Annotated in this window: 36 protein-coding genes and 2 tRNA genes; 33 read left to right on the forward strand and 5 right to left on the reverse strand. The window is 28.9% G+C overall.

Going from position 1 to position 25,096, the window contains the following annotated elements; all coding sequences use genetic code 4:
- Window positions 1-7 precede the first annotated feature (7 nt).
- The gene (locus V2E26_RS00535) at window positions 8-2,389 is read left to right on the forward strand and encodes a phosphoketolase family protein (RefSeq protein WP_330463512.1); all 2,382 of its coding nucleotides are present in this window, start codon (window positions 8-10) and stop codon (window positions 2,387-2,389) included.
- 67 nt (window positions 2,390-2,456) lie between these two features.
- The gene (gene rpmE, locus V2E26_RS00540; RefSeq protein WP_330463513.1) at window positions 2,457-2,666 is read left to right on the forward strand and encodes a 50S ribosomal protein L31; all 210 of its coding nucleotides are present in this window, start codon (window positions 2,457-2,459) and stop codon (window positions 2,664-2,666) included.
- 55 nt (window positions 2,667-2,721) lie between these two features.
- Here rpmE and V2E26_RS00545 read toward each other — a convergent pair whose 3' ends face one another.
- The 3 genes from V2E26_RS00545 to ileS form a co-directional block, all read right to left on the reverse strand.
- Window positions 2,722-2,964 (reverse strand): hypothetical protein, encoded by a 243-nt coding sequence (locus V2E26_RS00545; protein WP_330463514.1) that lies wholly within the window; start codon window positions 2,962-2,964, stop codon window positions 2,722-2,724.
- Window positions 2,965-3,071: 107 nt separating this feature from the next.
- Window positions 3,072-3,659: a signal peptidase II gene (locus tag V2E26_RS00550; RefSeq protein WP_330463515.1), complete on the reverse strand. Its 588-nt coding sequence runs from the start codon at window positions 3,657-3,659 to the stop codon at window positions 3,072-3,074.
- Complete coding sequence (ileS, locus tag V2E26_RS00555; RefSeq protein ID WP_330463516.1) at window positions 3,652-6,321, reverse strand: isoleucine--tRNA ligase; 2,670 nt, start codon at window positions 6,319-6,321, stop codon at window positions 3,652-3,654. Before ileS ends, V2E26_RS00550 begins: the two co-directional genes overlap by 8 nt.
- Before the next feature lie 197 nt (window positions 6,322-6,518).
- Between ileS and leuS the strand changes: the two genes are divergently transcribed.
- The gene (gene leuS, locus V2E26_RS00560) at window positions 6,519-8,924 is read left to right on the forward strand and encodes a leucine--tRNA ligase (protein ID WP_330463517.1); all 2,406 of its coding nucleotides are present in this window, start codon (window positions 6,519-6,521) and stop codon (window positions 8,922-8,924) included.
- 89 nt (window positions 8,925-9,013) lie between these two features.
- On the opposite strand, the gene V2E26_RS00565 is transcribed toward leuS, so the two are convergent.
- Together V2E26_RS00565 and V2E26_RS00570 are read right to left on the reverse strand one after the other, a co-directional pair.
- Window positions 9,014-9,088: transfer RNA gene (locus V2E26_RS00565), tRNA-Gln, on the reverse strand.
- Between the two features lie 3 nt (window positions 9,089-9,091).
- A tRNA-Tyr gene (locus V2E26_RS00570) sits at window positions 9,092-9,175 on the reverse strand.
- Between the two features lie 273 nt (window positions 9,176-9,448).
- On the opposite strand from V2E26_RS00570, the gene rpsJ reads away from it, so the two are divergent.
- From rpsJ to rpmF, 30 genes are all read left to right on the forward strand, one after another.
- Window positions 9,449-9,757, forward strand: a complete 309-nt coding sequence (gene rpsJ, locus V2E26_RS00575) for a 30S ribosomal protein S10 (RefSeq protein ID WP_330463518.1) — start codon at window positions 9,449-9,451, stop codon at window positions 9,755-9,757.
- Window positions 9,758-9,849: 92 nt separating this feature from the next.
- Window positions 9,850-10,656 (forward strand): 50S ribosomal protein L3, encoded by an 807-nt coding sequence (gene rplC / locus V2E26_RS00580; RefSeq protein ID WP_330463519.1) that lies wholly within the window; start codon window positions 9,850-9,852, stop codon window positions 10,654-10,656.
- Between the two features lie 2 nt (window positions 10,657-10,658).
- Entirely contained in the window at window positions 10,659-11,582 is a 924-nt protein-coding gene (rplD, locus tag V2E26_RS00585) for a 50S ribosomal protein L4 (protein WP_330463520.1), read from the forward strand.
- Window positions 11,582-12,019, forward strand: a complete 438-nt coding sequence (rplW, locus tag V2E26_RS00590) for a 50S ribosomal protein L23 (protein WP_330463521.1) — start codon at window positions 11,582-11,584, stop codon at window positions 12,017-12,019. Before rplD ends, rplW begins: the two co-directional genes overlap by 1 nt.
- A 109-nt stretch (window positions 12,020-12,128) precedes the next feature.
- Entirely contained in the window at window positions 12,129-12,977 is an 849-nt protein-coding gene (gene rplB, locus V2E26_RS00595; protein ID WP_330463522.1) for a 50S ribosomal protein L2, read from the forward strand.
- Window positions 12,977-13,258 carry a 30S ribosomal protein S19 gene (gene rpsS / locus V2E26_RS00600; protein WP_330463523.1) on the forward strand — a complete coding sequence of 94 codons (282 nt, stop codon included), beginning with the start codon at window positions 12,977-12,979 and terminating at the stop codon, window positions 13,256-13,258. The genes rplB and rpsS overlap by 1 nt, the downstream gene beginning before the upstream one ends.
- A gap of 1 nt (window position 13,259) precedes the next feature.
- Window positions 13,260-13,625 carry a 50S ribosomal protein L22 gene (gene rplV / locus V2E26_RS00605; protein ID WP_330463524.1) on the forward strand — a complete coding sequence of 122 codons (366 nt, stop codon included), beginning with the start codon at window positions 13,260-13,262 and terminating at the stop codon, window positions 13,623-13,625.
- Between the two features lies 1 nt (window position 13,626).
- On the forward strand, window positions 13,627-14,367 hold the full coding sequence (rpsC, locus tag V2E26_RS00610; protein ID WP_330463525.1) for a 30S ribosomal protein S3: 741 nt from the start codon (window positions 13,627-13,629) through the stop codon (window positions 14,365-14,367).
- Entirely contained in the window at window positions 14,345-14,782 is a 438-nt protein-coding gene (gene rplP, locus V2E26_RS00615) for a 50S ribosomal protein L16 (protein WP_330463526.1), read from the forward strand. The genes rpsC and rplP overlap by 23 nt, the downstream gene beginning before the upstream one ends.
- A gap of 2 nt (window positions 14,783-14,784) precedes the next feature.
- The gene (gene rpmC / locus V2E26_RS00620) at window positions 14,785-14,985 is read left to right on the forward strand and encodes a 50S ribosomal protein L29 (RefSeq protein WP_330463527.1); all 201 of its coding nucleotides are present in this window, start codon (window positions 14,785-14,787) and stop codon (window positions 14,983-14,985) included.
- Entirely contained in the window at window positions 14,985-15,269 is a 285-nt protein-coding gene (rpsQ, locus tag V2E26_RS00625) for a 30S ribosomal protein S17 (RefSeq protein WP_004417011.1), read from the forward strand. The genes rpmC and rpsQ overlap by 1 nt, the downstream gene beginning before the upstream one ends.
- A complete protein-coding gene (gene rplN, locus V2E26_RS00630) occupies window positions 15,262-15,630 on the forward strand; it encodes a 50S ribosomal protein L14 (RefSeq protein WP_330463528.1) in 369 nt (122 codons plus the stop codon). The genes rpsQ and rplN overlap by 8 nt, the downstream gene beginning before the upstream one ends.
- Window positions 15,631-15,632: 2 nt before the next feature.
- On the forward strand, window positions 15,633-15,968 hold the full coding sequence (rplX, locus tag V2E26_RS00635) for a 50S ribosomal protein L24 (RefSeq protein WP_330463529.1): 336 nt from the start codon (window positions 15,633-15,635) through the stop codon (window positions 15,966-15,968).
- Between the two features lie 19 nt (window positions 15,969-15,987).
- The gene (gene rplE, locus V2E26_RS00640) at window positions 15,988-16,542 is read left to right on the forward strand and encodes a 50S ribosomal protein L5 (RefSeq protein WP_330463530.1); all 555 of its coding nucleotides are present in this window, start codon (window positions 15,988-15,990) and stop codon (window positions 16,540-16,542) included.
- Window positions 16,543-16,553: 11 nt separating this feature from the next.
- Window positions 16,554-16,739 carry a type Z 30S ribosomal protein S14 gene (locus V2E26_RS00645; RefSeq protein ID WP_004417000.1) on the forward strand — a complete coding sequence of 62 codons (186 nt, stop codon included), beginning with the start codon at window positions 16,554-16,556 and terminating at the stop codon, window positions 16,737-16,739.
- A gap of 2 nt (window positions 16,740-16,741) precedes the next feature.
- Window positions 16,742-17,152, forward strand: a complete 411-nt coding sequence (gene rpsH, locus V2E26_RS00650) for a 30S ribosomal protein S8 (RefSeq protein ID WP_330463531.1) — start codon at window positions 16,742-16,744, stop codon at window positions 17,150-17,152.
- Window positions 17,153-17,184: 32 nt separating this feature from the next.
- Window positions 17,185-17,724: a 50S ribosomal protein L6 gene (rplF, locus tag V2E26_RS00655; RefSeq protein ID WP_330463532.1), complete on the forward strand. Its 540-nt coding sequence runs from the start codon at window positions 17,185-17,187 to the stop codon at window positions 17,722-17,724.
- Between the two features lie 19 nt (window positions 17,725-17,743).
- Window positions 17,744-18,091, forward strand: a complete 348-nt coding sequence (gene rplR / locus V2E26_RS00660; RefSeq protein ID WP_330463533.1) for a 50S ribosomal protein L18 — start codon at window positions 17,744-17,746, stop codon at window positions 18,089-18,091.
- Window positions 18,091-18,726: a 30S ribosomal protein S5 gene (gene rpsE, locus V2E26_RS00665; protein WP_330463534.1), complete on the forward strand. Its 636-nt coding sequence runs from the start codon at window positions 18,091-18,093 to the stop codon at window positions 18,724-18,726. Before rplR ends, rpsE begins: the two co-directional genes overlap by 1 nt.
- Window positions 18,727-18,764: 38 nt before the next feature.
- The gene (rplO, locus tag V2E26_RS00670) at window positions 18,765-19,199 is read left to right on the forward strand and encodes a 50S ribosomal protein L15 (RefSeq protein WP_330463535.1); all 435 of its coding nucleotides are present in this window, start codon (window positions 18,765-18,767) and stop codon (window positions 19,197-19,199) included.
- On the forward strand, window positions 19,199-20,668 hold the full coding sequence (secY, locus tag V2E26_RS00675) for a preprotein translocase subunit SecY (protein WP_330463536.1): 1,470 nt from the start codon (window positions 19,199-19,201) through the stop codon (window positions 20,666-20,668). Before rplO ends, secY begins: the two co-directional genes overlap by 1 nt.
- Entirely contained in the window at window positions 20,662-21,354 is a 693-nt protein-coding gene (locus V2E26_RS00680) for an adenylate kinase (RefSeq protein WP_330463537.1), read from the forward strand. The genes secY and V2E26_RS00680 overlap by 7 nt, the downstream gene beginning before the upstream one ends.
- A complete protein-coding gene (map, locus tag V2E26_RS00685) occupies window positions 21,348-22,100 on the forward strand; it encodes a type I methionyl aminopeptidase (protein WP_330463538.1) in 753 nt (250 codons plus the stop codon). The genes V2E26_RS00680 and map overlap by 7 nt, the downstream gene beginning before the upstream one ends.
- Entirely contained in the window at window positions 22,100-22,336 is a 237-nt protein-coding gene (infA, locus tag V2E26_RS00690; protein ID WP_330463539.1) for a translation initiation factor IF-1, read from the forward strand. The genes map and infA overlap by 1 nt, the downstream gene beginning before the upstream one ends.
- A gap of 15 nt (window positions 22,337-22,351) precedes the next feature.
- Window positions 22,352-22,465, forward strand: coding sequence for a 50S ribosomal protein L36 (gene rpmJ / locus V2E26_RS00695; protein ID WP_002881082.1), 114 nt, complete (start codon window positions 22,352-22,354; stop codon window positions 22,463-22,465).
- A 6-nt stretch (window positions 22,466-22,471) separates the two neighbouring features.
- Complete coding sequence (gene rpsM / locus V2E26_RS00700) at window positions 22,472-22,840, forward strand: 30S ribosomal protein S13 (RefSeq protein ID WP_004416979.1); 369 nt, start codon at window positions 22,472-22,474, stop codon at window positions 22,838-22,840.
- A 2-nt stretch (window positions 22,841-22,842) separates the two neighbouring features.
- Complete coding sequence (gene rpsK / locus V2E26_RS00705) at window positions 22,843-23,220, forward strand: 30S ribosomal protein S11 (RefSeq protein WP_004416977.1); 378 nt, start codon at window positions 22,843-22,845, stop codon at window positions 23,218-23,220.
- Window positions 23,221-23,244: 24 nt separating this feature from the next.
- Window positions 23,245-24,306, forward strand: coding sequence for a DNA-directed RNA polymerase subunit alpha (locus V2E26_RS00710; protein WP_330463540.1), 1,062 nt, complete (start codon window positions 23,245-23,247; stop codon window positions 24,304-24,306).
- Window positions 24,306-24,671 (forward strand): 50S ribosomal protein L17, encoded by a 366-nt coding sequence (rplQ, locus tag V2E26_RS00715; RefSeq protein ID WP_330463541.1) that lies wholly within the window; start codon window positions 24,306-24,308, stop codon window positions 24,669-24,671. Before V2E26_RS00710 ends, rplQ begins: the two co-directional genes overlap by 1 nt.
- 28 nt (window positions 24,672-24,699) lie before the next feature.
- Complete coding sequence (rpmF, locus tag V2E26_RS00720; protein ID WP_330463542.1) at window positions 24,700-24,897, forward strand: 50S ribosomal protein L32; 198 nt, start codon at window positions 24,700-24,702, stop codon at window positions 24,895-24,897.
- The last annotated feature ends 199 nt before the right edge of the window (window positions 24,898-25,096 follow it).

Below are 25,096 nucleotides of genomic sequence, written 5' to 3' on the forward strand. Positions count from 1 at the left end.
AGGAATAATGAAAACTAAATTTGACAAAATAGAATATTTTCAATCAATGGATAAATGATTTAGAGCTGCTAACTATTTAAGTGTTGCTCAAATATATTTAAGAGATAACCCTTTATTAAAAGAAGAATTAACAAAGGAACACATTAAGTTATACCCAATTGGTCACTGAGGAACAATTCCTGGTCAAAATTTTATTTACACTCATTTAAACCGTGTTATAAATAAATACGATTTAGATATGTTTTATATAGAAGGTCCTGGACACGGTGGTCAAGTTATGATTTCAAACTCATATCTTGATGGAACATATACTGAAATTTACCCTGAAATCACAGAAGATACTTTGGGTATTAAAAAAATGTGTAAAAGATTTTCATTTCCCGGAGGAACCGCTAGCCATGCTGCCCCTGAAACTCCAGGATCTATCCATGAGGGTGGAGAATTAGGATATTCTTTATCGCATGCAACAGGAAACATTTTAGATAATCCAAATGTAATTGCTGCAACAGTTATAGGGGATGGTGAAGCTGAAACAGGTCCGCTATGTTCAGGTTGATTTTCAAATTCATTTATTAACCCTGTAAATGACGGAGTTGTTTTACCAATCTTACATTTAAATGGTGGTAAGATTTCAAACCCAACATTATTATCAAGAAAACCAAAAGAAGAAGTGGAACAATATTTCTTAGGTTTAGGATGAAAACCACATTTCTTTGAATGATCTGAAGATAAAACAAATATTGAGATTCATCAAGAAATGGCACAGACAATAGATTTAGTAATTGAAGAAATTTTAGAAATTAAAAGGGTAGCAAAATTAAATGATGCAACTAAAGCAACAAGACCACAGTGGCCTGTTTTAATTGTTAGAACCCCTAAGGGTTGAACGTGTCCAAAAGAATGAGACGGGCAAGCAATTGAAGGAAGTTTTAGAGCTCACCAGGTTCCGTTACCAGTAAGTGCATTTAAAGTTGAACATATAAAAGAACTTGAAAAATGATTAAAATCATATAAGCCTGAAGAATTATTTGATGAAAATGGAAAAATAATTGATGAAATTAGATCTTTAGCACCTTTGGGTGATAAAAGAATGGGAAGCAATCCTATAACAAATGGTGGTATAAATCCTAAAGAACTTGATTTATCAAAATGACAAGATTTTGCTATTAAGTTAGATTATCCAGGTCAAATTAAAGGCCAAGATATGGTTGAACTTGGAAAATATATGGCTGATACAATTTTAAAGAATCCAACCAATTTTAGAGTATTTGGCCCAGATGAAACTAAATCAAACCGTTTATTTGCCTTATTTGATGTAACAAAACGTCAATGATTAGAAAACTATTCAGAAAAATATGATGAATGAGTATCACCAGTTGGAAGAATAATTGATTCTCAATTAAGTGAGCATCAAGCACAAGGATTTTTAGAAGGTTATGTTTTAACTGGACGTCATGGATTCTTTGCTTCTTATGAATCGTTTTTAAGAGTTGTTGATTCGATGATAACTCAACACATGAAATGAATGAAAAAATCATTAGAACTTTCATGAAGAAAAGATTATCCATCTCTAAATTTAATTGCAACATCAACAGCCTTCCAACAAGATCATAATGGATATACACACCAAGATCCAGGTTTATTAGGACATTTAGCTGACAAACGCCCTGAATTAATAAGAGAATACTTACCTGCAGATTCAAACACATTACTTGCAGTAATGGAAAAATCATTAAAAGAAAGAAATGTAATTAATTTAATTGTCGCTTCTAAACAACCGAGAGAACAATTCTTTAATGTAGACGAAGCAAAAGAATTGGTTGAAAAAGGTTATAAAGTTATTGATTGAGCATCAAACATAAAAGAAGGGGAAGAACCTGAGATTGTTTTTGTTTCTTCTGGGGTTGAGCCAAACTTAGAAACTCTTGCTGCTATTTCGATTATTAATTCACATTATCCAGATTTAAAAATTAAATATGTAAACGTTGTTGATTTATTGAAATTAAGAAGTCCTCATATTGATTCAAGAGGATTAAGTGATGAAGAATTTGATAAAGTCTTTACAAAAGACAAATTAATAGTTTTTGCATTTCATGGATATGAAGGTTTGATTAGAGATATATTCTTTACTAGAACAAACCGTAATCTAATAATTCATGGTTATAGAGAAAACGGTGATATTACAACAAGTTTTGATATTAGACAATTGAGTCAAATGGATAGATTCCATATCGCAAAAGATGCAATAGCTAAGCTATATGGAGAAAAAGGTAAAAGTTTCACCGATTTAATGGATAAAAAAATTAAAGAACATAATGAATACATTCACGAATATGGTTATGATATGCCAGAAGTAGTTGAGTGAAAATGAAAAAATATTAATGAGTAAAATTTATATTAATTTTATGGTAAAATATTTGCTAGTTAATTAACTTATATACTAAAAGGAGCAATCTATGCAAAAAGAAATTCATCCAAAATACGCTGAAATTAATGCAACATGTTCATCATGTAATTCACAGTTTGTTTTTGGTTCTACAGCTGAAAAAGTAACTTTAGATGTTTGCTCTAATTGTCATGCATTCTACACAGGAAACCGTACAGACGTTAAAGCTCGTGGTCGTGTAGAAAGATTTAACAAGATATTAGAAAAATCAAAAAAATAAGTTCTATTTCACTATTTAAATTAATATAAAAAGCCAATGAAAATTGGCTTTTTATTTATAAACAGTAATGAAATCCTACGTTAAACCCAACATTATTATCACCATCATCTCATTTAGCACTAAATCCGTCTTTTGTTTTTATTTCTCCTTTGGATGAGGATAGTGATCTTATCAACCCTACAGTTGATGTTATTGTTGAAGCAATAACAGGAATTGCGCCTATTATCGAAGAAATAAGTGCAGTAATTGCTATTCCACCTGAAATTTCATTACACTGTTTCTCATTTAATTTTTTCATCTTACCTCCTGTGATATTTTGCATATTTTTTTAAATATGAATTATCTTTTAAGAAAAAAATAAGAAAATAATAAAAAGTCGCCTCAGATTAAGGCAACTTTTTTAAATTATTTTACTTCAATATTATTTTGTTTATTCTTTTTATTTTTGAAGTGTGAAACTAAATTAATTAATGTGATTGATAATAAAATACCAACAGCACCTAAAACTAGTCACATATCAGCAAAATTCAAGACACCTTTATTTACTCAAGGAAAGTTCATTATATCTCTAACTCCACCAAATAAGAATCTATCTATCATATTTCCAAATGACCCTGAGCTTATTAAACCTAAAAATACTACGACAATTATTGATTTTTTTTCTTTAATAAATGTAGTTGCTCATAGAGCACCAAAAAATATGCAAAAACTTATTATGTGTAATATAGTTAGATTTGTTTCAAACACACCAATAGTAGTGCCTTCGTGTAAAATTGATTTAAAAATAATAAAACTATTTCCACTTTGATAATCAGTATCAACAACAAGATTTTCCTTATCTTTTCATCTAAATAAAAATTCTTTTGTTAATAAATCGATCGAAAGAAAAGCTAAAAAACAAAGAAGAAAAATACCTATGTTCATTAAAATAAATTTCCAATGAATTTTTCAATATTCTTTTGAAAAGTATTTTATTTTTTTCTCGTTATTCATTTATGACCAACTTACATCTTACACATATTTCTAATTCTTGATCAAAATCTTCTTTTTCAAAATGGTTTCAGCATCTTAAACATTTAAATGATTCAAGCCTTTCAACCTTATTTTCAATCCCAAACGAAACTTTAGCAACCATTAAAAGTTTTTGTAATGGAAGAGATTTAATAAATTGAGAATCAGCATTTACGGTCACAAAAGCTTCATTTTGACGCTTTATTTCTTGCAATTTAATTTTTTCTTCAATTAGTTTATAAATCTCATTTTTCAATTCAAAGAATTCTTCTCATTTTTCAGTTTCTACATTAGAGATTTTTTTATTCAAATCTCATTTTAATAAATGAACTGATTCTAATTTATTTGGTTCATTATAGTATGAATATACTTCTTCAATTGTGGTTGGTAAAATAGGAGCTAATATTAAAATTAATGATTTAATTATTTTTGCAAAAACAGTTTGAACTTGTCTTCTTTCTTTATCAGCTTTTTTGTTTAAATATAGGATATCTTTTGTAATTGAAATATAGTAAGAGCTTAATTCGATTATAAAGTTATTTACTTCCTTAATAACATTTACAAATTTATAGTTTTCATAAAATGTTGAAACTTTTGCTTCTAGATTATTTATTTTTTCTTCCATTAATAGGTGGATAGAATCTAATTTTTCTTCTTTAAAATCAAAATCCGAAATTCCACCAAGCATGAATTTTATTGTATTTCTTAATTTGCGGTATATTTCAATATTTTGTTCAAGAATTTTATTATCAATTGAAATATCGGCTGTATATTCTGAATTAGCAGCTCATAATCTTAAGATATCTGATCCATATTTTTCAACAACTTCTAATGGATCAACAGTATTACCTAATGATTTAGACATTTTTCTGCCCTTACCATCTAAAACAAAACCGTGTGATAAGAATGCTTTAAAAGGACTTTTATTTCTTCAAGCTACAGAATTAATCATCGAACTATTAAATCAACCACGGTATTGATCTGAACCCTCTAAATATAAATCAAAAGGCGCTTCTATTCCATTTGGTTTAACACCTAGTGATGTTGATCCTGAATCAAATCAAACATCCATAATGTCATTTTCTTTTGTGAATCCAAGATTTTGATATTTTAAAGGAAGTAATTCATCAACACTTTTTTCATATCATATGTTTGAACCATGTTTTTCGACTAGGCCTATAATGTGATCAAAAATTTCTTCATCCAATATAGGGTTTTTATTTTTATCATAAAAAACAATAATTGGAACACCTCAACTTCTTTGTCTAGAAATACATCACGTATCTCTATTTTCTAGCATTAATTCTAGTCTTGTTTTTGATCATTCGTTATATGTTTTAACGCTTTTGATTTCTTCGATTATATTTTGTTTAATTTGTTTTAATGAAACAAATCATTGTGGTGTTGCACGATACATTATTGGCTGATGTGTTCTTCAATCGTGTGGATATGAGTGCTTAATTTTTTTAAATCCTAAAAGTAAATTATTTTCTTCTAAAAATTTTCCAACAAGTGGATTTGCATCATCATAAAAAATGTTGCTAAATTGCATAGCCTTTTCGTTTAATATTCCATCATCATTAACATGCATAATTTTTTCAAGATTATTTTTATTTCCAATTAGAAAATCATCCTCACCAAAGAGTGGAGCCATATGAACTAAACCGCTACCATTTTCTAAAGTAACATGATGTCCTTCGACAACAGGACAAATTAAATTATTGATAGGACTTTTATATTTTATTCCTAAAATTTGCTCACCCTTAAATGAATTTTCAACCAGTTCATAATTTTCTCATTTACATAGTTGAGAAACTGATTCTAATAACTCTTTAGCTAAGATATACACTTGATTATTAACTCTTACTTTAATATATTCAAAATCTTTATTTATTGCAACACCTGAGTTAGCAATCAAAGTTCATGGTGTAGTTGTTCAAATAATTATATTTTCATTTTCTTTAATAATTTCATTTCCTTCAATAATTTTAAAGGCAACATATAAAGATGGAGAAATATGGTCTGCATATTCAACCTCAGCTTCTGCTAAAGCAGATTGTGATGAAGGCGATCAATAAATTGGTTTTAAATCTTTATATATCAAACCACTAAATAACATCTTTTTAAATAATTTTAATTGTTCTGCTTCAAATTTTTTATCTAATGTAATATAAATTTCTTTGAAATCTGTTAATAAAGACAATTTTTTAAATTGAGATTTTTGTTTTTCAACTTGGCTAAGTGCATATTCTTCGCAAGCTTTTCTTAATTCAAAAACAGAAAAATCCTTAGCAGTCATTTTTCTTTCTAATAGCATTTTATGTTCTATAGGTAAACCATGAGTATCTCAACCAGCAACAAAAGGGCTGAAAAAACCTTGCATATTTTTAGATCTAACAATAATATCTTTTAGTATTTTATTCAACGCGTGTCCAACATGTATATTACCATTTGCATAAGGAGGTCCATCATGCAATACAAAACTTTGATTTCCCTTATTTGAATCTAAAACTTTTTGATAAAGATTTATTTCTTCTCATTTTTTGTTAAAAATTTGATCTTTTTCAGGTAGGTTAGCTTTCATTGAAAAATCAGTTTGAGGCATCAATAATGTATTTTTATAATCTTTGTTTTTGGCTTCCATTTTATTTCTCCTATTTTATATGTTATTTTAAAATAAAATAATATATAAATTTTACAATATTTAAAAAATATAAATATATTAAATTAGGATAAAATTTTGATTTTTTATTTCCTATAAGCAAATATTTTGATTTATTTTTTATAAAAAATAAATATTTAAAAATGTTAAAAATGTTTAATTAATGTAAAATTATTAGCATGTATAATCACAAAATAATTGAAAAAAAATGGCAAACATTTTGAGAAGAAAATAAATCATTTAAAACTACAGAAAACAATAATAAAAAGGCTTATATTTTAGATATGTTTCCTTATCCATCGGGTTCAGGTTTGCACGTTGGGCATTTAGAAGGATATACCGCCACAGATATTATTGCAAGATATAAAAGACTTAATGGTTTTGATGTATTGCATCCAATAGGATGAGATGCTTTTGGTCTTCCTGCCGAACAATATGCAATAAAAACAGGGAATCACCCTGCTCCTTTTACAATTAAAAATATCGATAACTTTAGAAGACAACTAAAATTAATGGGTTTTTCTTACGATTATGATAAAGAAATAAATACAACAGACCCTAAATTTTATCTTTGAACACAATGAATTTTTAAAGAACTTTATAAAGAAGGTTTGGCTTCGATTGAAGAAATTGATGTTAATTGATGTGAAGGTTTAGGCACTGTCCTTGCTAATGAAGAAATAATTGAAGTAAATGGAAAAAAAGTTTCAGAAAGAGGTAATTTTCCAGTTATTAAAAAACCAATGAAACAATGAGTTTTAAAAATAACTGAATATGCTGATAAATTGCTTGAAGGATTAACTGATTTAGATTGACCGGAAAGCTTAAAACTATTGCAAAAAAATTGAATTGGCAAGTCAGAAGGTCATATTGTAAAGTGAGATATATTTAATTCAAATTATAAATTAGAAACATTTACAACAAGATTGGATACTATTTATGGGGCTTCAATGTTAATAATAAGTCCGGAGCATCCTCTTCTTTTAAAAATTACGACTCATGAAAATAAAAAAGAAATATTAGATTATTTAGATGTTGTTAAAACAAAAAATGAATTAGAAAGAACACAATTAAACAAAAACAAAAGTGGTATTTTTACAGGTTCGTATGTTATTCATCCATTAACAAATAAGAAGATCCCTATTTGAGTTTCTGACTATGTCTTGATGAATTATGGAACTGGCGCAATCATGTCTGTTCCAGCTCATGATCAAAGAGATTTTGAGCTTGCAAATAAATATAATTTACCAATTTTACAAGTTATTGAAGGTTCAACATTGCCTATAGTTGAAGATGGATTACATATTAATTCAGAGGTTGCAAATGGCTTGAACATCGAAGAATCAAAAGAAGTGATTTACAATTTATTAAAAGAAAAAAATATTGTTTCTAAAAAAATTAATTATAAATTACGTGATTGAGTATTTTCACGTCAAAGATATTGAGGAGAACCCTTTCCTGTTTTATTTGATGAGGAAAATAATATTTATTTAGTAAAAGAACTTGTTTCATTGCCGGATATTGATAATATAAAACCTTCGGGATCAACTGAAGGTCCTTTAGCAAATGTGAAAAGCTGAACTAATGTAAATATAAATGGTAAAAAATACAGACACGATACAAACGTTATGCCTCAATGGGCGGGCTCAAGTTGATATTTCTTAGCTTACATATTAAAAAATGATGATGGTTCTTATTTGCCTTTAAACAGTGAAGAAGCAAAAGAAAGATTTAATAATTGATTACCTGTTGATTTGTATATTGGTGGTCAGGAACATGCTGTTTTACATCTTTTATATGCTAGATTTTGACATAGATTTTTATTTGATAAAGGAATTGTAAATACTAAGGAACCATTTAAAAAATTAATAAATCAAGGTTTAATCTTAGGGCCAGATGGTCAAAAAATGTCTAAATCACTTGGTAATGTAATAAATCCTGATGGATTGGTTGAAGAATGTGGTGCTGATGCACTTAGAATTTATGAAATGTTTATGGGGCCACTTACAGAATCTAAATCATGAAATACTGATTCGTTGAATGGAATAAGAAGATGATTAGATAGAATTTATAATACAGTTTTAAATCTAAAAGATAATATTGATATTTCTATTAAAGACGAAAAATTAGATAGTGAAATTAATCAATTAATTTTAGATATCAATGAAAATATTGAAAAATATAAATTTAATATTGCTATTAGTAAATTTATGGTATTTACAAACTATCTATCAACATTAAATAAGATTAATTCCTCATATGTGATAAAAGTATTGGCGATATTATTATCACCTTTTGCCCCTCATATTTCTGAAGAATTTTTAGGTTTAATAAAAGAAAAACCTTTACAATACCAAACCTGACCATTTGCTGAAATCGATAAAATAATCTCAAAAAATCCGCAAATAGGCGTGCAAATTAATGGTAAAGTAAGAGGACAAATTGAAATTTTACCAACTTGAAATAAAGATGATTTGATAAAAAATGCTATCGAATTACCTTCGGTAAAAAAATGATTAGAAGACAAACAAATTATAAAAGTGATTTATATTGAAAATAAAATTTTAAACATAATAGTTAAATAATGCAAACGGGATTTACTTCCGTTTTTTATTCTTAACATTAAAAAATAAAAAAACAGCATTTGCCGTTTTTTTTAGTCATTTAAATGATTTGGCTGCCCTTGTTAGATTCGAACTAACGGATGGCGGTACCAAAAACCGCTGCCTTTCCACTTGGCTAAAGGGCAATATGGTGGAGGGGGAGGGATTCGAACCCCCGAACCGTGAGGAAGTGGGTTACAGCCACCCGCGTTTGGCCGCTTCGCTACCCCTCCAAATATTTGCATGATATATTATAATATAAAAAAAACTTTTTAGTTAAAAAAATCAAAATATTTTAACTATTCCTGTTTTTTGCATGTATTTGTTTTAACCATTTAACTTATTTGAATTTTTTTAATAAAAAAAAGATAAAAAAAATGTTTTTGATATAATTAATTAGCAACTATGCAAAGAAACATAAGATTGCGATACGCCGAGCTTAGTTGTTCATCTTGGATATCGATAACTTATGCTGAGCACTTCATTAATGAAGAAGGAGAACAAACATGGCAAAATTAGAAATTAAAATCAAGGCTTTTGAAGCTAGCTTAGTAGACGATGCTTCTAAAAAAATCGTTTTATTAGCAAAAGCTGAAAAAGCTAATGTAAGTGGTCCAATTCCTCTACCTACAAGAAAAGAAATTGTTACCATTTTAAGATCTGTTCACGTTAATAAAAAATCTCGTGAGCAATTCGAAAGCAGAACTCACAAACGTTTAATTGTTTTATCAAATGTTAGTGAAACATTAATTGATAAAGCAAAAAGACTAGAATTACCTGCTGGTGTTCAAATTAGTGTTAAATCTGTAGCTTAATATACAGATTATTATTTTTTTTAATAACATAGAAAAATAAAATTATTTTGAATGCTACTTTAAACAAAAAAATAAGTAAGAAAGGAAAAAAAATGAAAGGAATCTTAGGAAGAAAAGTTGGAATGACTCAACTTTTTACAAGTGAAGGTAAGTTAATTCCTGTCACAATAGTTGAAGTTAAACCAAATGTTGTTACTAATGTTTTAACCCAAGAAAAAAACGGTTATGTTGCAACACAACTTAGTTTAGAAGATAAGAAAAAATCTCAAATTAAGAAACCTGAAGTAAATTACTTTAAACAAGCAAATACAACACCTAAGCGATTCGTAAAAGAAATCCGTAACATGACGGGATTTAACTTAGGTCAAACATTAGATGCCTCAATTTTTGAAGGCGGAGATGTTGTTGATGTTACGGCGATTTCAAAAGGAAAAGGTTTTGCCGGAACCATTAAAAGATGAAACCAACACATTGGTCCTAAATCACATGGTGGTGGTGGTGGTTCACAACCTATTAGACAAACTGGTTCTATTGGTGATATATCTGGAAACAGAGTTTGAAAAGGCATGACAATGCCTGGTCACCTTGGAGCAGAACAAGTTACAATTCAAAACCTTGAAGTTGTTAAAAGTGATGCTGACAATAACTTATTATTAGTTAAGGGAAGCGTCCCTGGAGCAAAAGGTGCATTACTAGTTATTAAGAATGCTAAAAAATCAGTTCAAAAGAAAGCTGAAATTAAATTAGTAAATCTTAAAGAAGCTTTAGCAAAAAACGAAATTTTTGAACAAGCTAAGAAATACAACCTAGAATTAAACATGGAAATGTCATTAAAAGAAATGAAAAAAGCATTAGAAGATGCTATTGCTAACTCAGAGAATGTTGAAGGAGATAAATAATTATGGCTACAGTTGTTGATAAATACTATATCTCAGAGACATTTGATAAAGATAGAAACATTTCATTTAACTTCAAAAAAGCTAAGGAAAAAGTTTCGGGAAATTTCGCTAATTTTATAGATGCAGTAAATGAATTTATAAATGTTAGTGAAAAATCAGAAAATGATACACGTGTTTGATTCCACCGTAATGGTGCTTATAGTGGAAGTGTTAATTTAGAAAAAGCAAGAATTATTGCTAACAGAGTTTTAGAAGCTCACGTTGAAAATGAAAAAGCTATTGAATTTATAGAAAGTGAAAATTTAGTAGATAAAGCCGTTTCAAAATCTTCTAAAAAAGAAGAAGCTAGTGATTTACCAAAAAACGTGTTTGGATTAGAAAAAATTCATACACAATCAATATTCGATGCTATTTTAGTTGAGAGAGGATCAAAACGTTTAGCTACTCATAAAGTTAAATCACGTGGTGAAGTTAGTGGAACAGGTAAAAAACCATGACCACAAAAACACACAGGAAATGCTCGTGCTGGTTCATTAAGAAGCCCAATTTTTGTTGGTGGTGGTAGAGCATTCGGTCCTACAACTGAAAGAAATTACAATTTAAAAATTAATAAAAAAGCTAGAAAAAATGCTTTATTCTCAGCATTAACAATGCTAGCAAACGCAAACTCAGTTTTAGTTAGAGAATATGAATTAGAAAAAATTTCAACAAGAGCATTATTAGTTAAATTAAATGAAGATAATTTAATTAATTTAAATAACATCTTAATCGTATCTTCAAACGAAGTTGTTTTCAAATCAGCTAGAAATTTACCTAATGTAAATGTATCAAAAGTATCATCTTTATCAATCGAAGCATTAGTTGCTGCTGATGTACTAGTAATTAGTGAAAAAGATGTTAAATTCTTAGAAGGGATGGCTAAATAATGAATATTAATGAAGTTATTAAATATCCAGTTTTAACTGAAAAATCAGAAATTGCCAGAACAAATAAAAATGTTTATACTTTTGTAGTTGATAAAAGAACTAACAAAGTTGAAGTTAAAAAAGCTGTTGAATTTATTTTTGATGTTAAGGTTGAAAAAGTAAATATTATTAATTACGATAAGAAACCTGCAAGATTGGGAAGATTTTCAGGATTCAAAAATGCTATTAAAAAAGCTATTGTATATTTAGATGAAAAATCGAAAATAGTTTTATTTGCTGATGAAGCTAAAGAAGCTAAAAAAGCTTTAGAAGCTGAAAATGCAGAAACAAAAACTGAAAAAGTAAAAGAAATTTCTGATGCTGAAATAAAAGCAGCTGAAAAAATTAAAAAAGCTGCAGAAGCAAAAGCTAAAAAATCAGAAAAAGAAGAAAAATAATAATCTTGAACACCTATAAGATTATTAGTTAACATAAATTATGAAAAATTAGATTTTTTCTTAAAAGACAAATACAACAAATATTTTTAAGAAACGGAGAAAAAGACAAATGGCTATTAAAAAATTTAAAGCTTATACTAATGGTCGTCGTAATATGTCTTCTCTAGACTATCAAGCAAATCTAACTGGGCATAAACCAGAAAAATCATTGCTTGTTGCACTTCCTTCACATTCAGGAAGAAATAATCAAGGTAAAATTACAACTCGTCACCACGGTGGTAGATTAAAAAGATTTTATCGTATTATTGATTTCAAAAGATACAACAAGGACGGAATTGAAGCAACTGTTAAAACAATCGAATACGATCCTAACAGATCTGCAAATATTTCTTTAATTGTTTATCGTGATGGGGAAAAAAGATATATTATTAGCCCAAAAAACATTAAAGTTGGACAAAAAGTTATTTCAGGTGAAAATGTTGATATTCAAATTGGTAATAACCTACCATTATCAAACATTCCAGAAGGTACATTTGTTCACAACATCGAATTACAACCAAAACAAGGTGGAATTATCGCTCGTTCAGCAGGTAGTTCAGCTCAAATCTTAGGTAAAGATGAATCGGGAAAATACATTATTTTAAGATTAAAATCAGGTGAAGTAAGAAAAGTTCTTGGTGTTTGTCGTGCAACAATCGGTGAGGTTGGAAACGAAGAACACTCATTAGTTAATATCGGTAAAGCCGGTAGAAATAGATTAAGAGGTATAAGACCAACAGTTAGAGGTTCTGCTATGAACCCTAATGATCACCCACATGGTGGTGGTGAAGGTAAACAACCAATCGGTAGAAAATCACCTATGACACCATGAGGTAAGAAAGCACTTGGAGTTAAGACAAGAGCAACTAAAAAATCATCTAACCAATTTATTATTAGAAGAAGAAAGGAAAGTAAATAATGTCTCGTTCATTAAAGAAAGCACCTTTTGTTGATGATCATCTAATGAAAAAAGTTGTAGCTATTATTGATAATAAAGTTCCAAAACGTCCTATTAAAACTTGATCAAGACGTTCAACAATTTACCCAGAATTTATCGGTTTAACATTCCAAGTACACAACGGTCATGCGTTTATTGATGTGTTTGTAACAAACGATATGGTAGGTCATAAATTAGGGGAATTTGCACCAACTAGAACATTCAACGGTCACGGTGCTGATAAAGCAAAAGGAAAGAAATAATATGGCTCAAATAGTTAAGGCATCAGTTAAAATGCAAAGAATTAGCCCAAGAAAAGCTAGATTAGTTGCAGATTTAATTCGTTATAAAACAGCTACACAAGCATTAGTTATCTTACAAACAACAAATAAAAAAGCTTCATCAATTATTCTTAAACTTCTAAATTCAGCAATCGCAAATGCTACAAACAATTATGGATTAGATGCAACAAAACTAGTTGTTTCAAAAATTTTAGTTAATGATGGTCCTACTCTAAAAAGATTTCAACCTCACTCACGTGGTAGAGCATACCCAATTTTAAAAAGAACAAGTCACTTCTACATTGAATTAATCGAATTAAACAACGAACTAGATATGGAGGCAAAATAATATGGGTCAAAAAGTTAATCCAAATGGTTTCCGTTATGGCGTAACAAAAGCTCATAACACCGTTTGATATTCAGACAAAGCAAATTTTGCTAACTTATTACTAGAAGATCAAAAGATTTATGATTTCTTTGATAAAAAAGTTCGTGAATATTTAATAGGAAATGTTCAAATTAAGAGAAACCAAGCAGGAAATGTTATTGTTTATGTTTATACAGCTAAGCCAGCTGCATTATTAGGAACTAATGGCGATAACATTAAAGCTTTAACATTAGCTCTTAAAAAACAATTAAAAAACAAAGATTTAAATATTACAGTTGATGTAATAGAATTAAAAAACCCAGATTTAAGTGCAAGATTGTTAGCAGAAAACATTGCAGTTAAATTAGAAAACCGTGGCAGCTTTAGATTAGCACAAAAATTTGCTATTAAAAGTGCTATGAAAGCCGGTGCAAAAGGTATTAAAACTTCAGTTTCAGGCCGTTTAAATGGTGTTGATATGGCTAGAACAGAAGGTTATACTGAAGGTGAAATGAAATTACATACTTTAAGACAAGATGTTGATTATGCAGTAGCAAGAGCAAAAACAACATATGGAATATTAGGTATCAAGGTTTGAGTTTCACTTGGAGAAATTTTAGAAAACGGTAAATCACAAGCAAGTGCTTTAGAAAATAAAAACGAAAGAAAACCAAGATTAGTAAGAAAGGGCGGAGAAAAACATGCTTCAACCAAAGAGAACTAAACATAGAAAAATGTTTCGTATCCGTCATGACAAAACTAAAGCACACAGAAATAACACAGTTTCATTTGGTGAATTTGGTTTAAAATCAACATCATCAGCATGAATTAGTGCAAGACAAATAGAAGCAGCCCGTATCGCTATTACTCGTAGAATGGGCCGTGAAGGTAAAGTTATTATTAAAATATTCCCACACATGTCTAAAACATCTAAACCTATTGGTGTACGTATGGGTTCTGGTAAAGGTAGCCCAGATCAATGATTTGCAGTAGTTAAAGAAGGTACTGTGATGTTTGAAGTTAGTGGAAACCAAGTAGACACAATGAAAGATGCATTAAGATTAGGTGGTCACAAATTACCTGTTACTTGAAAAATAGTTGCAAAAGAATCAGAAACCACTAATGAAGGAGAAAAATAATTATGTCATACACAGAATTAAAGAAAAAATCAGTTGAAGAATTAACTAAATTATTAACTGAATTAAGAGCAGAATTATTTTCATTACGTTTCAAAAATGCAACCCGTCAATTAGATCAAACCCACAAAATTAATTTAGTTAAAAAAGATATTGCAAGAACATTAACTGCCCTAAATGCAAAAAAAGAAGAAGGAGATAAATAATGGAACAAGTTGTTAGAGAAAATCGTCGTAAAAAACTTGTTGGAACTGTAATTAGTACTAAGAATGAAAAAACTATTACTGTTATGGTAGAAACATACGAAAAACACCCATTATACTCAAAACGTTTCAAAGTATCTAAGAAATTTGCTGTTCATGATGAAAAAAATGAAGCAAAAATCGGTGATGTTGTTGAAATTCAAGAAACAAGACCACTTTCAAAAACAAAACATTTTAGATTAGTTGAAATTAAATCTCACGCTATTGGAGGAAATGAAAATGCTTAGTGAATTTTCAAGATGTAATGTAGCTGATAACTCAGGTGCTAAAGAAGTTATGATTATTAAGAACCTAGGTGGTTCAGTTGTAAGAAGCACAAACATCGGTGATGTTGTAGTAGTTACAGTTAAAAAAGCAATTCCTAATGGTGTAGTTAAAGAAGGTCAAGTTTTAAAAGCAGTTATCGTTAGAACAAAAAGAGGTATTTCTAGAGATAATGGTTCATACATCAGATTTGATGATAACGCAGTAGTTTTAATTAAAGAAGATGGTACCATGAGAGGTACACGGGTATTTGGTCCAGTAGCAAGAGAATTACGTGAAAAAGGATATTTAAAAATAATTTCATTAGCTCCGGAGGTTTTATAATTATGTCTCAAGCTAAAATTAGAAAAAACGATATCGTTTTAGTTATTTCTGGAAAAGAAAAAGGTAAATTTGCTTCTGTTTTATCAACAGATACAAAAAAACAAACTGTTGTTCTAAAAGAAATTAATATAAAAACAAAACACCACAAACCTTCACAAGAAAATACAGAAGGTAAAATTGAGAAAAAAGAATTTCCAATTCATGTTTCAAACGTTTCTTACCTAGCTAAAAAAGGAGCTCAAGGACAAAAATCAATAGGAACGAAAATTGGATGAAAAGTTGATGCAAAAACCGGTAAAAAACAAAGAGTTATGAAAAAAGTAAACAAGGTTATATAAATAAGGAGAAATTATTATTATGGCTAAATTAGAATTAGAAAAAAAATATTTAGAATCTGTTCGTTCAGAATTAGTTAAAGAATTTGGTTATTCATCAGTAATGCAAGCTCCTCGTTTAGAAAAAATTGTTATCAACATGACAGCCGGAAATGAAGTATCAAATTCAAAAGCTATTGAAGAAGTTATGGTTGAACTTTCTCAAATTACAGGTCAAAAACCATATCAAACAGTAGCTAAAAAATCATTGGCATCTTGAAAATTAAGAGAAGGCATGCCAATGGGTGGAAAAGTTACATTAAGACGTGAAAAAATGTGATCATTTTTAACAAAATTAATTAACGTTGCATTACCTCGTGTACGTGATTTTAACGGTACAAGTTTAAAAAGTTTTGATGGCCGCGGAAACTATGCAATAGGTATCAAAGAAGAAATTATTTTCCCTGAAATTTCATTCGATAAAATTCGTAAATTAAAAGGTATGGATATTATTTTAGTAACAAGTGCTAAATCAGATAAAGAAGCATTTTCATTACTAAAAAAACTTGGAATCCCATTTGCAAAAGGTAACAATTAAGGAGAATTACAATGGCAAGAAAAGCATTAATGATTAAAGCGGAACGTGAACCAAAATTCTCAGTAAGAAAATACACACGTTGCCAAATTTGCGGAAGAGTACACGCAGTATTGCGTAAATATAAAATTTGTAGAATTTGTTTTAGAGAATTAGCACACGAAGGAAAAATTCCTGGTGTAAAGAAAGCGAGCTGATAATTATGGCTATTATTACAGATCCAATAGCAGATATGTTTGTAAGAATTAAAAACTCTATTTCAAGAAAATATCACGAAGTAGTTGTTCCTCATTCAAACAAGAAAGAAAAAATATTAGAAATTTTTTCAAAAGAAGGTTACATAACTTCATACGAAGTTTTAACAAATGAATTTGGTTTTAAGGAAATTAAGATTTCATTAAAATACAAAGGAATGAATCAAAATCTATCTGCAATTACTGATATTAAAAAGATTTCAAAACCAGGTTTAAAAGTATATTCATCAGCAGATAAATTACCACGTGTTTTAAGTGGATATGGTACAGCTATTATTTCAACTTCTAAAGGTTTATTAACTGATAAAGAAGCAAGAAAAGCCAACTTAGGTGGCGAAGTTATTGCATTTATTTGATAATTGCTTATAAATAAAATTCAAGGTAAATTTATATGTCAAGAATTGGAAAAAGAATTTTATCAATCCCTTCTGGAGTTGAAGTTAATTTAGAAAAGAACCATATTACAATCAAAGGTAGTTTAGGGCAACTAGAATATACATTTTCACCATTAATTTCAGTAGTTATTGAAAATAATGAAATTAAAACCTTAAGAGCTAATGAAGAAAAAACTACAAAACAATTACATGGTACAACAAACGCAAATATTAATAATATGTTAATCGGGGTTTCACAAGGTTACAAAAAAGAAATCGAAATCAAAGGTGTTGGTTATAAAGCAACACTTAAGGGAAATGAAATTGAAGTTATTGCAGGTTACTCACATAATGTAGTTAAACAAATACCATCAAACTTAAAAGTTGAAGTACCAAAACCAACAAACATTATTATTTCAGGTATCGATAAACAATCAGTCGGTGAATTTGCTGCAAATATCAGAGATATTAGACGTCCAAGCCCATACTCAGGTAAAGGAATTATGTACAAAGATGAAGTTATTAGACGTAAAGAAGGAAAAACTGCTGCTAAGTAGTTTTAAATAGGAGATTATTATGTTATCAAGAAATGAAAAACGTAAAGCTAAACATTTAAAAATTACAAATAAATTAGCAAAAGGAACACAAGAAAGACCACGTGTAGTTGTATTTAAATCATTACATCATTTTTATGCACAAGCAGTTAATGATTTATCACATACAACATTAGCTTCATTTTCAACAAAACAATTAAGTACAAAAGGAAATAATATCGAGGCAGTTAAAGAAGTAGCAAAAGGTTTTGCTGCAAAATTAAAAGATGCAAAAGTTTCTACAATAGTATTTGACCGTTCAGGTTATATTTATCATGGTAAATTAGCAGCATTTGCTGACACACTGAGAGAAGAAGGGATTAAATTCTAATGGCTGAAGAAGTAAGAAAAGAAAATGCTGAATTAGCAACAGGAACAAAAGTTGTTTCAGCAGTTAAAAAGCAAGAAGTTAAAGAAAATTTAAAACCAAATACTGAAAAAAGAACATTTGCACCTAGAAAACAATTTAACCAAGCACCAGCTGTAAAATTATTTGAAGAAAAAGTTATTGATATCGCCAGAGTAACAACCGTTGTTAAAGGTGGAAGAAGATTTTCATTCTCAGCATACGTTGTTGTTGGAGATAAAAAAGGAAAAGTTGGATTTGGACACGGAAAAGCTAACGAAGTACAAGATGCAATTAAAAAAGCAGTTAAAGATGCACAAAAGAACGTTTTCAATGTTCCTGTAGTTAAAGGAACAATTCCACACGAAATTAAAGAAAAATTCCTAGCTTCAAGAGTACAATTACGTCCAGCCCCAAAAGGAACGGGTATTGTTGCTTCTAACACAGTTCGTGCTGTTGTTGAACTAGCAGGTTATACAGACATTTCAACTAAGACATACGGTTCAAGAACAAAACAAAATATCGTTCATGCAACTGTTAATGCTCTTAAAAAATTAAAAACAGTTGAAGAAATCGCTAAATTGCGTGACATTGATGTTAAACATTTATTAGCAAAATAAACTAAGAATTTTAAAATTAAGGAGATTGTTATTATTTTATGAAATTACATACATTAAAAGCAACACCTGGTTCAAGAAAAGTTAAACATCGTGTAGGTCGTGGACATGCTGCTGGTAAGGGAAAACAAGCTGGTAGAGGACAAAGTGGACAAACAAAAAGAAGTACAGTTAGACTAGGTTTTGAAGGTGGTCAATTACCACTATTTAGAAGAATTCCAAAACGTGGATTTAATAATGTTAACCACGTGGAATATCAAGTAGTAAATTTATCTTCATTAGAAGAAAGATTTGCAAACAACGAAATTGTTTCATATGAAACATTAGCAGCTAAAAACCTTATTAAGGGAAAATTACCTGTTAAAATTTTAGGAAGAGGAGTTTTAACAAAAAAATTAATAGTTACAATTCCAACTCTTTCACAATCAGCTAAAGATGCTATTGAAAAAGTCGGAGGAAAAATCGAGGTTCAATAATGGCTAAAAAATCAAAAGTAGAAAAGGAAATTTATAATAAAAGAGTTGAGAGAAAACTTGCAATTGATAAGTTTTTTGCTCAAAAAAGAAACTCTTGATCTGAGTGATGAAAAAACCATGGTCTTTTCAAAAAGATCTTATTCACTTTATTTATTATCGCCCTTTTCTTAGCTGCTGGTACGATTACGCTACCAGGTGTTGAATTAGCACATCAAGATAAATTGAACCAAGGTGATTTCTTTGGTATCTTAAACTTAGTGGGTGGTGGAGGATTAAGAAGATTCTCCATTGTTGCATTAGGAATTGGTCCTTTTATATCTTCATCTCTGGTTATGATGATTTTACAAACAAAGGCTTTTCCGGCTATTTATAGATTAAGTCAATCAGGACCCGTAGGAAGAATAAAAATTAATTTTATAACTTACACAGCAACGCTATTTTTTGCAATATTTCAGGCAATATTAATAACTAGAGCATTGCTAAATCCTACTGATAATTTTGGAATTAGATTTTCAGAAAATATAACTAATTCATTGGGTGAAAAAGGAACATTTGCCTACCAATGAATTATTCTTCCTTTGTTATTAGTAGCAGGATCTTTTTTCTCTTTATTTCTATCAGAACAAATAACTAATAAAGGTGTAGGAAACGGAACAAGTTTAATTATTTTTGTAGGTATTGCAAGTTCATTAGTTCCAACTTTCAGGCACGCTTTTGAATACTATATGCCTTCTGTTAAAAATAATAATTCTGTTATTTTGAAAGAAACATTAAACTTTATAGTTTATTTATTAGCATATTTATTAGTAATATTTGTAGTGGTGATATTCACTCTTGCTGAAAGAAAGGTTCCTATCCAACAAGTTGGTGCCGGATTGTCAAAAAGTGAAAAAGAATTAAGTTATTTACCAATTAAAGCAAACCCCGCTGGTATAATGTCTGTAATTTTTTCAATGATGGTGCTTTCGGTACCAACTATGATTGCTGGTTTATTTAATCCAGATACTAGCAGATATTACCAATGAGTTTATTCAAATCTTCAACTTACTCAACCATTAGGATTTTTCTTATTTGTTATCATTACATTTGGGTTAACTATATTAATGGGTATTCAACAATCTAAAATTGATAAGATAAGTGAAGATTTTGCAAAAAGTAGTACTTTTATACCAGGAATTAGACCTGGCGAACAAACTGAAAATTATTTATTAAATACCGTACTAAGATTATCGTTTTTCTCAGCTGGTTATTTAATAATATTAGGGGCATTACAATTTATTCAACAAATGTTTGGAATGCCAGCTCCCATCGCTTTTGGTGGGACATCTATAATGATTCTTGTTTCAACAGCCACAGAAACAGTGCAACAAATTCATGCAAGATATAAATCTCAAGAACTTGCAAGAAAAAGAAGAATGATTAAAGAATTAAAAGAAGTTTATGGTGAAGAAGAGGATTTAATATGATAAAAAGTTGTTGTTGTGATGCTAATAAAATCCAAACTAGCAAACCAAACCTAATTTTCATTGGGGCTCCTGGAGCTGGTAAGGGTTCGGTTGCAAATTTAATAGTTCAACACTTTAATTATTTCCAGCTTTCAACAGGTGACATGTTTCGACAAGAAATAAAAAATAAGACGGAATTAGGATTAAAAATTAAAAGCATATTAGATTCAGGCAAATATGTAGATAATGAAATCACTAATCATCTAGTTGAAGAAAAATTAAAAAATTTAGTAGGTCAAAAAATACCTTTTATCTTAGATGGATTTCCAAGAACAATAGATCAAGCTGAGTTCTTAGAAAAATTAGAGAAAAAAGGTGTATATATCGATAAGGTTATCTTGTTACAAATTACAAATGAGCAAATTATTGAAAGATTATCAAAAAGAAGAATTTGCCCAAGTTGTAAAACAATATATCATTTAGAATCATTTCCACCAGTAGATGAAAAATTCTGTAAGCATTGTAATACTGAAGTTGTAAAAAGGGCTGATGATGAAAAAGATGTAGTATTAAAACGTCTTTCTATTTACAATGAACAAACTAAATGTTTAATTGATTTTTATAAACAAAGAGATAAAGTGATTGAAATAAATAGCTATCAAGAGCTTAAAAAAGTTTATGAAGACGTTATAAAGGCTTTAAAATGATAAAAATTAAGAATCAAATCGAAATTCAAAAAATCAAAAAAGCCTGCTCAATCCTGGCAGAAGTTAAAAAAATATTATGAGACTTTATAAGTCCAGGTGTTTCTTTAAAAGAAATTGATAGCGTCGCTTTTAAAGAAATTAAAAAAAGAGGCGGAAAGCCAGCTTTCTTAGGTCAGTATGGTTTTCCTGGAACTTGTTGTATATCAGTTAATGAAGAATTAATTCACGGTATCCCTTCTGATTATGTTGTAAAAGAAGGAGATATTATTAAAATTGATACCGGAGTTATTTGAGAAGGTTATTATTCTGATTCAGCCTTTACAAAAGGAGTTGGAAATATAACCGAATCTGACGAAAAATTAATTAAGGTAGCAAAAGACGCTTTTTATGCAGGTTTTAATGCAATAAAAGTCGGAAAAAGAATAGGTGATATTTCGGCTGCAATCGGTAATTTCATTAGACAAAATGGATATTTTACCCCAGATGAGTTTTGTGGTCATGGAATTGGTAAACAATTACACGAAGACCCATATATTTCAAATGATGGAATTCCTAATACAGGTCCTATTATTAAAAATGGGATGGTAATCTGCATAGAACCAATGATTTTACAAAAATCAAAAAAAATAATGATTAAAAAAGATAATTGAACAGTTATTGATCCGTTGGGTTTTAATACTGCTCACTATGAGCAAACCATTTTAATAGATAATGGTGAAGCTTATATATTATCAGGAGATAACATTTAATGGGAAAAAACAAAAAAGAAAAAAAAGAAGAAGTTATTAAAATGACTGGTAAAGTCACTAAAATGCATTCAACAAAAAACTATGATGTTTTATTAGAAAATGATCAAGAAATAAAAGCATATATTTCAGGAAAAATGTCATTACATAATATCAAATTAATCCCTGGAGATTTAGTTGATGTTGAAATCAGTCCTTTTAATTTAACATTAGGTAGAATAGTTTTTCGCCATAAATAATTAAGGAGAAATTATATGAAAGTTAGAGCATCGATAAAACGTATTTGCAAAGACTGTAAAATAATTAAAAGACACGGTGTTAATAGAGTAATTTGCATTAACCCAAAACATAAACAAAGACAAGGATAAAATAAAATGGCTAGAGTTTTAAATATAGAAATTCCAAATAATAAAAAAGCTCGTATTTCTCTAACATATATTTTTGGTATTGGTCCAACAATTGCTAAGCAAATTTTAGCTGATGCAAATGTTGATGGAGAAAAAAGAGTAAAAGAATTAACAGAAGAAGAATTAACACGTATCAGAGATGAAGCTAAAAAATATACTACAGAAGGTGATTTAAAAAGAGAAATTAATTTAAACATTAAAAGATTAATGGAAATTAAATCATATCGTGGTATTAGACATAGAAAAGGATTACCTGTAAGAGGTCAATCAACAAAGAAAAATGCAAGAACAAGAAAAGGTCCAAGAAAAACAATCGCAGGAAAGAAAGGTAAATAATAATGGCTAAGAAGAATAAAAAAGTTGTTACACAAGGTATTGCTCATATACATTCAACATACCAAAACACAATCGTTTCTTTTTCTGATTTAAAAGGTAATGTTTTTGCATGATCTTCATCTGGAGCAATTGGTTATAAAGGAACCAAGAAAAAAACTCCATATGCTGCTGGTTTAGCAGCAGCTGCAGCTGTTGAAAAAGCAAAAGAATTTGGTCTAAAAGAAGTTTCAATTTTAGTTAAAGGTGTTGGTCCAGGAAAATCAACAGCCCGTAAACAAATTGAAACAAGTGGTTTTACAATAAAAGATGTTAAGGATGTAACTCCTACACCTCACAATGGTACTCGTCCTCCAAAGAAGATTCTTAAAAGAGAAAAATAGAAAGCATTAATAAAAGAGGATATTATGGAAAAAATTCAAAAAATTACTTATAAAGAATTAGTCGCTGAAAAAATTAATGATTTTAATACAACATTTGTAATCGAGCCTTTAGCAAGAGGTTATGCAAATACAATGGGAACAGTATTAAGAAGAACATTGCTATCTTCAATTACATCTGTTGCCCCGTTTGCTATCAAGATTAATAATGTAGAACATGAATTTCAAACAATTAGTGGTTTAAAAGAAGATGCGATAACACTTGTTAGAAATATAAGAAATATTCGTTTCGTTTATAACCCAGAATTATTTGAAAATGAAAATTTAGCAAAAATTTCATTTAAGTCTAATAAAGAAGGCGAAATTTTTGCTTATGATATTCCTAGTGTTCCAGGATTAGATATTGTTAATAAAGATCAATACATTGCAAATATCGCAAAAGGCGGATCACTTGAGTTTGATTTATTTTTAAGAAAAGGCCGTGGTTTTATTGATTTCGAAGAAAACAAGAGCGTAATTAGTCATTACGGATCAAGATTAGAATCATCAATAAAAAATGGACAGTTCTTAGCTATTGATAGTGATTTTAGCCCTGTTAAAAAGTGTGCTATATCATTTGAAGAGTTAAATTCATCTTCAAAATTAATTGAAGAAAGATTAAAAATAAATATTGAAACAGACGGAACCTTACAAGCAAAAGATGCAATCGAACAAGCTGCTAAAATAATTGTTGCACATTTCCAAATTATTGGAAATATAGATGCGCTTGAAACGGTTAAATTGTTTGAAGATAATAAAGAGAAAAAAGAAAAAGACATTAAGTCTTCAATTCCTATTGAAAAATTAAACTTAACTATAAGATCATTAAACGCTTTAAGAAGAGCTAAATACAATACTGTTGAAGAAATTATTAAATTAAGCGATGAAGATTTATCAAATATTAAAAATTTAGGTAAAAAATCTATTGAAGATATTATTCAAAAGAGAAATGAATGACTTGAAAGAACTGGTCAAACAGTTGAACAAAACGACGATTTCATAATTGAATCATTAGATCAAATTAATAATCTAGAAGAAGGTGATGAATAATGGCTAACCCAAAACAAGTATTCCGTAGAAATACAGAATGATGAAACCATGTAGAGAGATCTTTAGTAACAGACCTATTAGTTAATGGACAAGTAAAAACCACATTAGAAAGAGCAAAAAGAATTAGATCAAATGCCGAAAAAATGATTACATTAGGCAAAAAAAATACACTTTCAACACGTAGACAAGCAGCTAAGTTTTTAAGACTTATTCCATCAAAAGTTGAAAATAAAGATTCATTACAATATTTATTTGATGTTTTAGCACCTAAATATAAAGAAAGAAATGGTGGATACACAAGAATTGTTAAAATTAATAATCGTGCTGGTGACAATGCAAAAATGGCAATTATTAAATTAGTTTAATATATTATTAGGATAAGGAGAAAATAATATGGCTATAGTTCCAAAAAGAAAAACTTCTAAACAAAGAAAACATTTAAGAAGAAGTCATCACGCATTAGTTTCAGCTACATTAGTAGAATGTAAACACTGTAAACAATCAATTATCCCTCACCAAGCATGTAAATATTGTGGATTTTATAAAGAAGAAAAAGTTATTAAAAACGCTATTAATGACAAAATTAAATAATTTATTTTTTAATTTAAATAATAGGTTGAAAAACCTGTTATTTTTTTATTTTTATTTAAATATTTAATATATAATAATTAAGCTTTTAAATGAAAAATTATTTATTATTTATTTTCTAATCGACGTTTTTTAAATAAATAAAAATTTAAAAGTAAAAAAATATTATTTTTAATTTTAAAAAATAAAAAGTGTATAATAC

It is taken from the genome of Metamycoplasma gateae (assembly GCF_036352135.1).
Taxonomy (GTDB): Bacteria; Bacillota_I; Bacilli_A; order Mycoplasmatales; family Metamycoplasmataceae; genus Metamycoplasma; species Metamycoplasma gateae.